The following is a 12,822-nucleotide window of genomic DNA, read 5'->3' on the forward strand; positions in this document are numbered from 1 at the left end:
GCTCGGATGCAACTGACAGGCCCAGTTTTGTCGCAGTGCGGTCGCGACAGCAATCGAGCGTGGGAAGCTTGCCACAGTACGGTGCCCGGCGGTGAGAATCGCAGCCGCCGGGCCCGTGATGTCGAAGGGGCTCAGGGCCGGCTCACAGGTCCGTGGCGCCCTTCTTCGTGTCGTCCCCGCCCTTCACGGCCGAGCCGCCGACGGTGATGGTGATGGTCTGGGTGCTGGTTTTCCCGTCGGCTTTCTTGACCTCGACCACGACCTCGTCCGTGCCGGTGAAGCCGTCCTTGCTCTGATAGAAGACGCCCGTGGCGGCGGTCTTCTTGTTGGGGCATTTGTGGCTCGACGGGGTGGTGACGCTGCCGGTCTTGGTGATGAGTGAGCCGTTCTTGGGCGAGGTGCTGATGCGGATCTCCGGCATCGAGCCCGGCTTGCAATCGTCCTTCAGGTTCGAGGCGATGAGGATGCGGACGCTCTTTCCGGGGGCCGCGGTCTCGGTGCGGGTCGCCGTGTCCTGGGCCATGGCCGGGGCGCTGGCGAGCGCGAGAAACAGGCCGGCTGCGAGAAAGGCATTCGATTTGGCGGCGTACATCGGGCGGTCTCCGGTGATGCCTGGCGACCTTACGGGCTGACGTGTGTGTGACCGCCGTGGCCCGCTGCATGTGGGAAGGGGGGAGCCCGCCGTCGAGGGTATCGAGGCGTTTCCTTCGACACTCAAGCCGCGCGATCGTCCTGTCAGGAGCGGATCACGAGATCCGACGGGTCGCTCAGGGTCCGCAACGCCTCGCGGCATGCATGGAGGTCGTCGAGGACGGCCTGCAGGGCCAGCCGGTCGTCACCGAACCGATCCTCTTCGCTTGCCGCGCCGGGAGTGACCTCATCGTCGGCCTCGTATTCCCCGGTGTCCAGATCCCGCTGGGTTGGGGCCGCCACCTCGGCCTCGCCGCGCCCAACCGACTGGACGAAGCGGATGCCGTTCTCCTTCAGGACGCGCTGAGCACCACGAATGGTGTAGCCCTGCTCATGGAGCAGGCGCCGGATGCCCCTGATCAAGTCCACGTCTTCCGGCCGGTAATAGCGCCGACCACCCGCGCGCTTCACCGGCCTGACCTGGGCGAACTTCGTCTCCCAGAACCGGAGAACGTGCTGCGGCACGTCGAGCTCGTCGGCCACTTCGCTGATCGTGCGAAATGCCCCCGGGCGTTTTTCCACAGTGTCACGATTGTCCATGGAGCCGGGAATGCTCCCCCCGAAGGAGCTGTCCCCGCCCTGTGCCTTATCGGCAGGAACCTTGACTGCCAGCGACATGGAAGACCTCAATCGTCGTCTTGTTCCACAACGCCGTTGACGCCGTTGATCCGGGACTTGAGCACGTTGGACGGCTTGAACACCATGACCTGGCGCGGCTCGATGGCCACTTCGACGCCGGTCTTCGGGTTGCGGCCCACGCGCCGCCCCTTGCCGCGAACGACGAAGGACCCGAACGACGACAGCTTCACCGTTTCACCTGATGCGAGGCAGGTGCAGATCTCGGACAGCACGGTTTCGACGAGCGCTGCCGATTCCGTCCGCGACAGCCCGACCTGCTGATAGACGGCCTCGCTCAGATCGGCGCGTGTGACCGTCTTCCCTGCCATGCGTCATTCCCCAAACGATTCGTATTTTCTAACGTATCTCTATGATCGGACACGCTAATCTGCGTTTGACCCGCGGTCAACCGCGCTCGCGATCCGAAGCTTTGCCGAGGCGGTGAACCCTGACGCGTCCTACCAGCGGATCAGGGCGGCACCCCAGGTGAAACCGCCGCCGATGGCCTCGATCATGACGAGGTCGCGGCGCTTGATCCGACCATCCTTGCGGGCCGCATCCAGGGCGAGCGGGATGGACGCCGCCGAGGTGTTGCCGTGCCGGTCGACGGTGAGGACGACCTTGCTGCGGTCTATACCGAGCTTGTCGGCGGAGGCCTCGATGATGCGACGGTTCGCCTGATGCGGCACGAACCATGTCAGGTCGTCGGCGCTCGTCCCCGTAGCCGCGAAAGCGTCGGCGATCACATCCGTCACGGAGCCCACGGCGAAGCGGAAGACCTCCTTGCCCTCCATCCGCAGATGACCGGTCGTACCGGTGGAGCCGGGTCCGCCATCGACATAAAGCTTCTCGCGGTGCCGTCCGTCGGAACGCAGATGGCTCGTGAGCACGCCGCGATCCTCGCTCGTCCCCTCCCCGTCCTGGGCTTCGAGGACGATCGCTCCTGCCCCATCGCCGAACAGCACGCAGGTCGTGCGGTCCTCCCAGTCGAGGATGCGCGAGAAGGTCTCGGCACCGACGACGAGGGCGCGCCGCACGCTTCCGCTCGCGATGAACTTGTCGGCGGTGGAAACCCCGTAGACGAAGCCCGCACAGACCGCCTGGATGTCGAAGGCGAAGCCGGCGCGGATGCCCAGCCCCGCCTGGATCTGGGTCGCCACCGAGGGGAACGTGTGGTCCGGAGTCGAGGTGGCGCAGAGGACGAGGTCGATATCCTCCGGCCCGAGCCCCGCATCGTCCAGGGCTGCCTTGGCGGCAGCGATCCCCAAGGTCGACGTGGTTTCGCCGGCACCCGCCAGATAGCGCTGGCGGATGCCCGTGCGCTGCACGATCCATTCGTCGGACGTGTCGACGGTCTTCGTCAACTCGTCGTTCGTCACGAGACGTGCGGGCAGGGCCGAGCCCGTTCCCACCACTACGGAGCGTGTAACCGCCATGTCAGATCCGATCCGGCATCGACCACCTCATGCGGAGGCGGCCATGGGCGTGAGTTCGAGCATGTCGCGAATGGTCCGCATCAGGTCGTGACGCGCCATATCGTGCGCGAGGTCGACGGCGGCCGCGAAACCATGGGCGTCTTCCGAGCCGTGGCTCTTGATGACGATGCCCTCGAGGCCGAGGAACACGCCACCATTGGCCCGGCTCGGGTTCATCTTGTCGCGCAGTGCCTTGAAGGCCTGCCGGGCGAAGAAGTAGCCGATCTTGGCCGAGAGGGTCCGGCTCATGGCCGCGCGCAGGTAGCTGCCGATCTGCTTGGCCGTGCCCTCCGCGGTCTTCAGCGCGATATTGCCGGTGAAGCCTTCGGTGACCACCACGTCCACGGTGCCCTTGCCGAGATCGTTGCCTTCCACGAAGCCGTGATAGGTCAGGTTCGGCAGATCGCTTTCGCGCAGGCGCCGGGCGGCTTCCTTCACCGCCTCGTTGCCCTTCATCTCCTCGGTCCCGACATTGAGCAGGCCCACCGTCGGCTTATCCAGATCGAACACGATCCGGGCCATGGCGGCGCCCATCAGCGCCATCTCCACGAGATGCTCCGCATCGGTGCCGATGGTCGCCCCCACATCAAGAACGACGCTCTCGCCGCGCACGGTAGGCCAGAGGCAGGCGATCGCCGGCCGCTCGATGCCCGCCAAGGTCTTCAGGCAGATCTTCGACATCGCCATGAGCGCGCCGGTATTACCGGCGGAGACGGCCGCATCGGCTTCCCCGTCCTTGACCGCCTGGATCGCGCGCCACATCGAGGACTTGCCGCGCCCCGAGCGCACGGCCTGACTCGGCTTCTCGTCCATGGAGATCGCCACGGTGGTGTGCCTGATCTCCACCGCCCCCTTCAGGCGCGGTTCGGCCGCCACCAGCGGGGCGAGAATGGCCTCGTCCCCGAACATCAGGAAAGTCATCTCGGGATGGCGCTCGCGCGCGATGGCGGCGCCCGGCACCACGGTCGTGGGACCGTGATCGCCGCCCATGGCGTCGAGCGAGATGCACACTCTTTGGGACATGAGGTTCGGCCGGAGGCCTCTTTCAGGATGGACAGACCCTTCTCGAGCGAAGGATCGACGGAACGCCCTTCGGCGAGACGGGATCGACGAGAGGCCTGGACCCGCATGGGCGGACCCCTCCTCGGCGCGGCGGAAAATAGCGGTTCGAGCCCGGCGGGCAAACGAAATCTCAGCTTTTGCGGAATCCGTGGTTCGACCCGTGCTCCGTCACCCCGCAAATCCGTTGCCGGGGCCGGGACTCAAGCGTCGTCGTGCTTCAGCGTCTTGAGGATGGCCAGCGGCGATTCCCGCTCCTCGGCCACCGGCTCGAAGGCGATGCCGGGCTTGCGCGGATAGGGATCGAGGCCGAGCGCCAGGAATTCGGCGGTGACCTGTCCGAGGTCGATCGTACCGTTGACGATCGGATCGGGAATATCGGCCTCCTCGTCGCCGGCATCCTTCTCTGGCTCGCGATCGCTGAACACGATCTCGACGGGCTCGGAAACCTCCGCCTCGAACGGCTCCAGGCTGATCGTGCAGACCTGCGTGACGACGGCCGAGACCGTGCCGGTGATGACGAGATGCGCGGACGTCCCGCTCCATTGCAACTGGCCCACCAGGTCGCGGATGGCCGGGATTCGGAAATCCGCCGCCAGGGCCGCCTCCTCCTCCGGTGTCGCCTTGATGACGATTCCCGCCCTGTCCCTGGGCAGGCGGTCGACCCGGAAGGGCCGCGACAAGGGCGAAGCCGCCGACTTTGCCGTCATGTCAGATATCTCCCGATTGGTTGAGGTTCAGCGGGGATGGGAAGCCCGGCCCGTGCGATATGAGGTGATCGAGGTCGCGTCCATCGAGCAGGTCGACGCTTCTCAGCACGTAGCGCGCGAGGCCGGCACCCGCCTCGGGCATCTCGGTGCCGATGACGTTGCGCGCCAGGGCGGCCTTCAGGCCGTCTTCGTCCCTCGCATCAAGGGCGCCGTCGTAACCCGCCGCGCGTCCGTAGAAGGCCGCACCCAGTTTCTTCATGCGCTTGGGCACGCCGAAATCGCCGACACCGAGTTCGCGCAGCGAGGAATCCAGCTGGAGGAAGACCGCGTTGACCAGATCCTGGGCGATGTCCGCCGCAGGCTGCGGTAACTGATTCATCCGCCGCAGCACCAGGATGACGTGGAGCGTCAGGCACTCGAAACGGCCCTCCACGGTGTCGGGGACGCCGAGATGGGTATAGAGGGCCGGCACCCGCGAGGCTTCGTTGATCCGCAGATGCAACGCCTCGACGACGCTGGCGCGCGCGGAACTTCGCTTGAAGAATCGCGAAATCATGCCGTCCACCGGAGGCGGGAGGGGTGTGGCCGAGCTTGCCTTGTCAAAACCATAACCTCGCGGTACGGCAACCGACAGCCAGGGCGCAAGCTCCACCGGAACGTCCAGGTGGAGATCGGCACCGGCTATGACGCTCACGCGTCGTGTTGTCTCTACGGATCAAGGGTGGCTGATGTCGCGCCGTTTCGTCTCGTCGATCAGCCGTCTCGCCGTCATCGGCCTTGTCGGCGTTGGAATCTCCGGCTGCATCGGTGAGGATCTCCGGCACGGATACCAGATCGATCAAGCCGCTCTCGCCACGGTGAAGCCGGGCATGAGCGCCGAGCAGGTGCTCCAGATCCTCGGTACGCCCTCCACGGTGTCCACCGTCGGCAACAAGACGTGGTACTACATCACCCAGAACTCGCGCCGCACGGTGCTGTTCCTCGGGGAGCAGGTGGAGGACCAGAAGGTCACCACCATTTATTTCAACGCCGGCTTCAAGGTGGAGCGTATCGCCCTCTACGGCCTGCAGGACGGCAAGGTGTTCGACTTCATCGAGCGCACCACGCCGACCAGCGGCGCGGATCGCGCCTTCCTCGGCCAGCTGTTCCGCGGTCTCACCAAGTACGAGCCGTTCGGCAGTGGCTCGGGCACGAGCATCGTGCCGGGTGCCAAGAGCGGCCTTTGATAAGAGCGGCCTCTGACGAGAGCGGCCTCTGGCGCCGCCCTCCGCGGGAAACGAAAAAGCCGCGCGCCCCATGGGACGCGCGGCTTTTTTCACGTCTATTGCGACGGTGGCACGACGAAAGCCTACCCGGCCGCCTTGCGGGCGATGGCGGCCAGGGCCTCGCGCGGGTCGATGCGGCCGTCATAGAGCGCCCGCCCGGTGATCGCGCCGGCCAGCATCGCGCAATCCGGCTCCAGCAGACGATGGACGTCCTCGATGGAGGCCAGGCCGCCTGAGGCGATGACCGGGATCGTCACGGCCTCGGCGAGGGCGAGGGTCATCTCGATATTGAGGCCCTTGAGGATGCCGTCGCGGGCGATATCGGTGTAGATGATGGCGGCGACGCCCGCATCCTCGAACCGGCGCCCCAGTTCCTCGGCCGTGGTGCTCGAGGTCTTGGCCCAGCCTTCCACCGCCACGCGGCCGTCCTTGGCATCGACGCCGACGGCGATCTTGCCCGGGTACAGGCGCGCGGCCTCGCGCACGAAGGCCGGGTCACGCACGGCGGCAGTGCCGATGATGACCCGGCTCACGCCCTTCTCGATCCAGGCCTCGACGGTGCGCATCTCGCGGATGCCGCCGCCGAGTTGGACCGGAAGGTTCGTGCGGGCGAGAATGGCATCGACGGCGGAGGCGTTCATCGGCGCGCCGGCAAAGGCGCCGTCGAGATCGACCACGTGAAGCCACGAGAAGCCCTGCTCCTCGAACACGCTCGCCTGGGCGGCCGGATCGTCGCTGAAGACGATGGCCTGTGCCATGTCCCCCTGGACGAGGCGAACGCAACGCCCTTCCTTGAGATCGATCGCCGGAAACAGGATCACTGTGGATGTCGCTTTCTGAATGTCGATGAGCCGATGGGCCGTTACGGGCGCCAACGCAGGAAGTTCGCGAGCAATGCCAGACCGAGATGCTGGCTCTTCTCGGGGTGGAACTGGGTCCCGGCGACGTTGTCCCGGGCCACGAGGGCGGTGACCGGTCCGCCATACTCGCTCTCGGCGACCACATCCGTCCGGTCCACCGGATCGAGGGCATAGCTGTGGACGAAATAGGCGTGCAGCCCATCTTCCCCCGTGGGGATGCCGTCGAGAAGCGCGTGCGGGCGCTCGGGCCGCAGAGTGTTCCACCCCATATGCGGGATTTTGAGGTCGGGGTCGGACGGGCGGATCGGCTGGACGTCGCCGGCGATCCAGCCGAGCCCCGGCGTGATCTCGTATTCGAGACCCCGGCTGGCGAGGAGCTGCATGCCGACGCATATGCCGAGGAACGGGCGGCCCCGGTCATGCGCCGCATGCGTCATCGCCTCGACCATGCCGTCGACGGAATCGAGGCCTTTGCGGCAATCGGCATAGGCGCCGACGCCGGGCAGCACCACGCGGTCTGCGGACGACACCGTGTCGGGATCGCTGGTGACGACGATGCGGGTCGCGCTCAGTCCCGCTTCGCGGGCGGCGCGCTCGAACGCCTTGGCGGCCGAATGTAGGTTCCCCGACCCGTAATCGATGATCGCGACGGTCTCGGACATCATGAACGACGGGGTTCGGCGAAGGGGAACATACCGAGGGCGGTATCGACCGGACGCACAGAGGCCCCAGGATAGGCGCTCGGACCCGGGCGGACCACGGGGGAAGCCATCAGCCAGCGGTTCACGGCCTTGATCTCAGCCTCTTCGGCGGAATGAGCGACGATGGCGTCACGGGTGGGACGACCACGCCGGGCATAGGTCCAGCGGCGCAGGCTGGATGCCTCCATCCCCACCAGAAGGAGGAGGAGAATGGTGATGAGGAAGCCCGCGAAGGTGCCGAGCCCTAGGAAACGGCCGGCCAAACCGGCTGTCGCGAGCAGGGCCAGCACACCGAGACCGGCCAGCCAGAGCCGATGGAAGAAGAACCACAGCGGACCGAAGACGAACGCCCGGAGCGAGAAGCCGTCCGGAACCAGGACGGCACTCTCTAGGCCGTGGGATTCGCCAGCGATGGCGTCCGATGGCAGATGGAACGTGTAGGTGCGCATGCGTGTGTCCGCCTCTTCCCGCCCGTGAAAGCCCTACAGAGAACCCTTCGTCGAGGGGATGCGACCTTCCTCGCGCGGATCGACCGCAACGGCTTTCCGCAAGGCGCGGGCCAAGCCCTTGAAGCAGCTCTCCGCGATATGGTGAGCATTGTCGCCGTACAAGGTCTCGACGTGAAGGGTGATCCCGGCATTCATGGCGAAGGCCTGGAACCACTCGCGCACCAGTTCGGTGTCGAACTGCCCGATCTTCTCCGCCTTGAACGCGGTGCGGAAGACGAGGAACGGCCGCCCGGAAATGTCGATGGAGACCCGTGTCAGCGCTTCGTCCATGGGCAGGTGGATGTCGGCGTAGCGGGCGATGCCCCGCTTGTCGCCCAGTGCCTGGGCAAAGGCCTGGCCGAGGGCGATGCCGGTATCCTCCACGGTATGGTGGTGATCCACATGGAGGTCGCCGGTGACCTTGGCCTCCACGTCGAACAGCCCGTGCCGGGCGAAGAGCTCCAGCATATGGTCGAAGAACCCGACCCCCGTCGAAATCGCCGCTTTGCCGGTTCCATCGAGGCCGATGGACACATGGACGTCGGTCTCCGCCGTGCGGCGGCTGATGCTCGCGGAACGCATCGTCGAAGGGTCGCTCATGGTTTGACCGTCACGTAAAGGGCCGTCTTCGGAAGCATCGGCGGGGATGATCGATGCAACGTGCCGGCTCGATGCCGAACGCGTACACCGGATCATCGATCCGGATGGGATATCGGGATCAACGCTCTAAGCAGGTTTGAGTTGGCACGCCAACGCTTCACGCTGCTTCGCTCCTTGATAGGTCGCAGGTTTTCATCGCAGAACCGGGGACCGTTTCTGCGAACCCTGCTTAGAGGCAAATGCCTTCTCGTGGGAAGGCCTTGCCATCGCATGCCTGCATGGTCAGGCGGCGAGGACCCGGCCCGCCACCGCGTCGAGCTTGGCCAGCAAGTCGGGATCGCGGTGGGACGGAGCCGTCATGATCGCGCCGTCGAGGGCGCGATGCGAGCCGGCGGGGCATTCCTCCCGCTCCGTGGGGAAATCGCGGGCGATCCGCGAGACGAGGCGGGCGGCCTTGTCCGCATTCGCGCGGGCGACGGCGACGACGGAGGCCACGTCGACATCGGCATGGCCCGGATGCCAGCAATCGAAATCCGTCACCATGGCGATGGTAGCGAAGGTGATCTCCGCCTCACGGGCGAGCTTGGCCTCCGGCATGTTGGTCATGCCGATCACGTCGTAGCCCAGACCCTTGTAGGTGCGGGACTCGGCGAAGGACGAGAATTGTGGGCCTTCCATGCAGACATACGTGCCGCCGCGATGGATCGGCAGATCCTCGGCCGCGGCCGCTGTGGCGATGCGAGCCTGGAGGGCCGGCCCGACGGGGTGGGCGAAGGGCACGTGGGCGACGCACCCATTGCCGAAGAAAGAAGATTCCCGGCCATGGGTGCGGTCGACGAACTGGTCGACGAGGACGAACAGGCCCGGATGCAGCTCGCTCCTGAACGACCCACAGGCGGAGATCGACACGAGGTCGGTAACGCCGGCCCGTTTCATGACGTCGATATTGGCGCGGTAGTTGATACCGGACGGAGAAAGGCGGTGGCCGCGTCCGTGACGCGTCAGAAACACGACCTTGGTCGCGCCGATCCGGCCGATCCGCAGCGAATCGGAGGGCTCTCCCCAGGGAGAGTTGATCGCCTCCTCGCGAATGTCTTCGAGGCCCGGCAGATCGTAGACACCGGATCCGCCCATCACGCCGAGCACTGCTGCGGTCATGCCGAATCTCCTGTCGTCGTCGCGATGGCGCGTCGGGCGCGCCGTCATGGTGGAAACGAAAACGGGCCCGCGACAGCGAGCCCGTTCGTCGTGATCCGCCTTTAAGGGGCTCAGCTCGTCTTGTGAAGCTCCGGCTGCAGGCCGTGGACCTCGCCGCCGACATCCGCCCAGACCTTCTTCTTCACGTAGTAGAGAAGGCCCGACAGAATGAGCAGGAACAGGATCACGCGGAAGCCGAGGGCCTTGCGCGCCTCCATATGCGGCTCGGCAGCCCAGGACATGAACGCCGCCACGTCGTGGGAATATTGTTCCACCGTCTCGGGAACGACGGAATTGCCCTCGGCGCCCTTGGCGTAAGTCACCTGGCCGTCGCTGAGGGGCTTGGCCATCGCGATGAGGTGGCCGGGATAGTACTTGTTGTAGTTCGTGCCAGCCGGGACATCCATTCCCTTGGGCGCGTCCTCATAGCCGTTCAGGAGCGCGTGGATGTAGTCCACGCCCTGCTCCGAATAGCCGATAAAGGGCATCGCATCGAAGATGAAATACGGGAAACCACGCTCGTAGGTGCGGGCCTTGGCCAACACCGAGAAATCCGGCGGGGCCTTGCCACCATTGGCGGCAGCGGCAGCCTTCTCGTTCGGAAAGGGCGACGGGAAAGCGTCGGCCGGGCGGCCGGGCCGCTCGAACATATCACCCGCGTCGTTGGGGCCGTCCTTGATCTTGTACTCGGCGGCCAGCGCCTTCACCTGACCGGCGGTGAAGCCCGGCCCGCCCTTCTCGGCGAGGTTGCGGAACTTCACGAGGCTCATGCTGTGACAGTTGGAGCAGACCTCGCGATAGACCTGGAAGCCGCGCTGCAATTGAGCCTCATCGAACTTGCCGAAGATTCCGGCGAAGCTCCACTTCTCCCGCGGCGGTTTCGGCGTGGAGTGACTGTCCTCGGCGCTGACCGAAGCCGAGCCGAGAAGTGTCGCGACGAGCGTGACGGCGAGGATGCGCGCTGTGTTCATGCTTTTCACGATCCGCACCTCAACCCTTCGACGATGGTGCGGCGGCCGCACCGGCTGGCATGCCCGAACCGCCATATTGCGGATGTGGTCCGGTCACGCTCTCCAGGATCGATCCCGGCATGGCCGTCGGCGTCTCGAACAATCCCACCAGCGGCATCACGATGAGGAAATGCGCGAAGTAGTAGGCGGTGCAGATCTGCGAGGCGATGACGTAGCCGCCCTCCGGGGGCTTGGAGCCGAGCCAGCCGAGCAAGACGGTCACCGCGACGAACAGCCAGAAGAACTGACGGTAGATCGGGCGGTAGTTCGACGAGCGGACGCGGGACGTATCGAGCCAGGGCGCGAAGGCGAGGATGATGACGGCGCTGAACATCAGGATGACGCCGCCGAGCTTGTCCGGAACCGCGCGAAGGATCGCGTAGAAGGGCAGGAAGTACCATTCCGGCACGATGTGGGCCGGCGTGACCGAGGCGTTGGCGGGAATGTAATTGTCCGCGTGGCCGAGGTAGTTCGGCTGGTAGAAGATCCAGTAGGCGAAGAAGACGAAGAACACGACCGTGGCGAACACGTCCTTGATCGTCGCGTAGGGCGTGAACGGCACCGCGTCCTTGCCGGTCTTAATCGGAATGCCGGTCGGGTTGTTCTGACCGGTGACGTGCAGTGCCCAGACGTGGAGCACCACGACGCCGAGGATCATGAAGGGCAGCAGGTAGTGCAGCGAGAAGAAGCGGTTGATCGTCGGATTGCCGACGGAATAGCCGCCCCAGAGCAGGCTCTGGATCGTGTCGCCGACGATCGGGATCGCGGCCAGGATGTTGGTGATGACGGTGGCGCCCCAGAAGCTCATCTGGCCCCATGGCAGGGTGTAGCCGAGGAAGGCGGTGGCCATCATCAGGAGGTAGATGATCACGCCCAGGATGTAGAGCACCTCGCGCGGCGCCTTGTACGACCCATAATAGAGAGCGCGGAACATGTGTATGTAGACCGCCACGAAGAACATCGAGGCGCCATTGGCGTGCATGTAGCGAAGGAGCCAGCCGTAGTTCACGTCGCGCATGATGTGCTCGACGGAGTTGAACGCGTTGCCGGCGGAGGGGTCGTAATGCATCGCCAGCCAGATGCCGGTGACGATCTGCGACATCAGCATCGCGATCAGGATCGCACCGAAGGTCCAGAAATAGTTCAGGTTTCGTGGGACGGGGAACGAGACGAACGACGAATGGACCAGCCCGACGATGGGCAGCCGCGATTCGAACCACTTGGCGATCCGACTCTTGGGGACGTAGGTGGCGTGACCGCTCATGTGGTTACCCGCTTCGAAGTCTGTTTCGCTCTGATCCGTCGCGTGCCCTCGCGCGTCGGACCCCCTCCCTCACCGCCCATGGGCGATGGTCCCGAGATCAGGCGACGGCCTTGCCGCCGTCTTCGCCGATCCGGATCTTGGTGTCGTTCAGGAACGCGTAGGGGGGAACCGGCAGGTTGGTCGGCGCCGGTCCACGGCGTACGCGGCCGGACGTGTCGTAGAGCGAGCCGTGGCAGGGGCAGGACCAGCCTTCGTACTGGCCCTGATGCCCGATCGGGACGCAGCCGAGATGGGTACAGTTGCCGTAGACCACGAGCCACTTGGCGTGGCCTTCCTTCACACGGGCGGAATCGGGCTGAGGGTCCATGAGCTCGCTGAGCTTCACGGCCTCGGATTCCTTGATCTCCTTCTCGGAACGGTTCCGTACGAAGATCAGCTTGCCACGCCAGAACACGTTGACGATCTGGCCCTCCTGGATCGGCGTGAGATCCACTTCGAGGGGGGCACCGGCCGCGATCACTTCCGCGTCGGGCGCCATCGACGCCACGAAGGGCCAGGCCAACGCACCGGCGCCCACGGCGAGGCCCGCACCGGTAGCCAGGAACAGGAAGTCGCGGCGGGAGCCGTCGGGACCTGGTGTGGGAGGGGTGTTCGCCAAGATGGACACTCCGGTCAGGATGGCGCCGGCTCGGGCCGCCCGCGGATCGAGGACGCGCCGCTTCCGTTCGCCGACAATTAGAGGCGCTCGAAAGAAGCACGCAGCGCAGACGCAGACACGATTGTACCGGGCGGTGCAATGCGACCGGGCGTCACCCGAGACGAGCCTTCTGAGGCAGGGTTGTCTGGCACGCCAGATGCGAATTTGTCCAGAGTAGGCCCGTGACG

General features: G+C 65.6%; 16 protein-coding genes. 1 reads left to right on the forward strand and 15 read right to left on the reverse strand.

Going from position 1 to position 12,822, the window contains the following annotated elements:
- Positions 1-142: 142 nt before the first annotated feature.
- The 7 genes from ASF26_RS15525 to ASF26_RS15555 all read right to left on the reverse strand — a co-directional run bounded on the left by ASF26_RS15525 (position 143) and on the right by ASF26_RS15555 (position 5,108).
- The gene (locus tag ASF26_RS15525) at positions 143-592 is read right to left on the reverse strand and encodes a hypothetical protein (protein ID WP_056255650.1); all 450 of its coding nucleotides are present in this window, start codon (positions 590-592) and stop codon (positions 143-145) included.
- Between the two features lie 143 nt (positions 593-735).
- Positions 736-1,230, reverse strand: a complete 495-nt coding sequence (locus ASF26_RS15530) for a MerR family transcriptional regulator (RefSeq protein ID WP_156463016.1) — start codon at positions 1,228-1,230, stop codon at positions 736-738.
- 86 nt (positions 1,231-1,316) lie between these two features.
- A complete protein-coding gene (locus tag ASF26_RS15535; protein WP_056255654.1) occupies positions 1,317-1,637 on the reverse strand; it encodes an integration host factor subunit alpha in 321 nt (106 codons plus the stop codon).
- Between the two features lie 129 nt (positions 1,638-1,766).
- Positions 1,767-2,744 (reverse strand): beta-ketoacyl-ACP synthase III, encoded by a 978-nt coding sequence (locus ASF26_RS15540; protein ID WP_056255656.1) that lies wholly within the window; start codon positions 2,742-2,744, stop codon positions 1,767-1,769.
- Positions 2,745-2,771: 27 nt separating this feature from the next.
- On the reverse strand, positions 2,772-3,806 hold the full coding sequence (gene plsX, locus ASF26_RS15545; RefSeq protein ID WP_056255658.1) for a phosphate acyltransferase PlsX: 1,035 nt from the start codon (positions 3,804-3,806) through the stop codon (positions 2,772-2,774).
- A 239-nt stretch (positions 3,807-4,045) separates the two neighbouring features.
- The gene (locus ASF26_RS15550) at positions 4,046-4,552 is read right to left on the reverse strand and encodes a DUF177 domain-containing protein (protein ID WP_056255660.1); all 507 of its coding nucleotides are present in this window, start codon (positions 4,550-4,552) and stop codon (positions 4,046-4,048) included.
- Between the two features lies 1 nt (position 4,553).
- On the reverse strand, positions 4,554-5,108 hold the full coding sequence (locus ASF26_RS15555; RefSeq protein ID WP_056255845.1) for a ubiquinol-cytochrome C chaperone family protein: 555 nt from the start codon (positions 5,106-5,108) through the stop codon (positions 4,554-4,556).
- 172 nt (positions 5,109-5,280) lie between these two features.
- On the opposite strand from ASF26_RS15555, the gene ASF26_RS15560 reads away from it, so the two are divergent.
- A complete protein-coding gene (locus ASF26_RS15560; protein WP_056255661.1) occupies positions 5,281-5,778 on the forward strand; it encodes an outer membrane protein assembly factor BamE in 498 nt (165 codons plus the stop codon).
- A gap of 122 nt (positions 5,779-5,900) precedes the next feature.
- Here the strand turns inward: ASF26_RS15560 and hisA are convergent, their stop codons facing one another.
- The 8 genes from hisA to petA form a co-directional block, all read right to left on the reverse strand.
- On the reverse strand, positions 5,901-6,638 hold the full coding sequence (gene hisA / locus ASF26_RS15565; protein ID WP_056255847.1) for a 1-(5-phosphoribosyl)-5-[(5-phosphoribosylamino)methylideneamino]imidazole-4-carboxamide isomerase: 738 nt from the start codon (positions 6,636-6,638) through the stop codon (positions 5,901-5,903).
- A gap of 41 nt (positions 6,639-6,679) precedes the next feature.
- Positions 6,680-7,342 carry an imidazole glycerol phosphate synthase subunit HisH gene (gene hisH, locus ASF26_RS15570; protein ID WP_056255663.1) on the reverse strand — a complete coding sequence of 221 codons (663 nt, stop codon included), beginning with the start codon at positions 7,340-7,342 and terminating at the stop codon, positions 6,680-6,682.
- The gene (locus tag ASF26_RS15575; RefSeq protein ID WP_056255666.1) at positions 7,339-7,827 is read right to left on the reverse strand and encodes a DUF2628 domain-containing protein; all 489 of its coding nucleotides are present in this window, start codon (positions 7,825-7,827) and stop codon (positions 7,339-7,341) included. The genes hisH and ASF26_RS15575 overlap by 4 nt, the downstream gene beginning before the upstream one ends.
- Positions 7,828-7,860: 33 nt before the next feature.
- Positions 7,861-8,448, reverse strand: a complete 588-nt coding sequence (hisB, locus tag ASF26_RS15580; RefSeq protein WP_018042317.1) for an imidazoleglycerol-phosphate dehydratase HisB — start codon at positions 8,446-8,448, stop codon at positions 7,861-7,863.
- A gap of 300 nt (positions 8,449-8,748) precedes the next feature.
- A complete protein-coding gene (locus tag ASF26_RS15585; protein ID WP_056255667.1) occupies positions 8,749-9,624 on the reverse strand; it encodes an S-methyl-5'-thioadenosine phosphorylase in 876 nt (291 codons plus the stop codon).
- A gap of 110 nt (positions 9,625-9,734) precedes the next feature.
- Entirely contained in the window at positions 9,735-10,634 is a 900-nt protein-coding gene (locus ASF26_RS15590; protein WP_056255848.1) for a cytochrome c1, read from the reverse strand.
- A 19-nt stretch (positions 10,635-10,653) separates the two neighbouring features.
- Positions 10,654-11,937, reverse strand: coding sequence for a cytochrome b N-terminal domain-containing protein (locus ASF26_RS15595; protein WP_056255668.1), 1,284 nt, complete (start codon positions 11,935-11,937; stop codon positions 10,654-10,656).
- 97 nt (positions 11,938-12,034) lie between these two features.
- Complete coding sequence (gene petA / locus ASF26_RS15600) at positions 12,035-12,595, reverse strand: ubiquinol-cytochrome c reductase iron-sulfur subunit (RefSeq protein ID WP_056255850.1); 561 nt, start codon at positions 12,593-12,595, stop codon at positions 12,035-12,037.
- Between the last annotated feature and the right edge of the window lie 227 nt (positions 12,596-12,822).

The organism is Methylobacterium sp. Leaf93, assembly GCF_001422345.1.
Taxonomy (GTDB): Bacteria; Pseudomonadota; Alphaproteobacteria; order Rhizobiales; family Beijerinckiaceae; genus Methylobacterium; species Methylobacterium bullatum.